A 255-nucleotide genomic window follows, 5' to 3' on the forward strand; every position below is an offset into this window, starting at 1 on the left:
CAGCTAAGGCCAGTGAGCTGCACAGCGTCAATCAAACAAGCATCCGGGTTCAAGCCAGAATTATCGATTGCATTTTTCATCGCTTCTTTTGTTGCTTGCAAAATGTTAATTTCATCAATTCGTGCAGCATCAACAATTCCGATTCCAACAGCCAGTGCATCACGCACAATTACCTCGTAAAACGCCTCGCGAGTCGCCACCGGAATTTTTTTGGAATCATTTAAGCCTGGCAAATAAAAATCCTCAGGAAGGCAT

At 43.9% G+C, this 255-nt stretch carries 1 protein-coding gene; it reads right to left on the bottom strand.

The features are described 5' to 3' along the window. On the bottom strand, positions 1-255 hold a 255-nt coding region (locus SB773_RS33130; RefSeq protein ID WP_486304326.1), incomplete at both ends, for a ribonuclease H family protein.

It is taken from the genome of Bacillus sp. SIMBA_074 (assembly GCF_046534555.1).
In the GTDB taxonomy this organism is placed as follows: domain Bacteria; phylum Bacillota; class Bacilli; order Bacillales; family Bacillaceae_G; genus Bacillus_A; species Bacillus_A mycoides.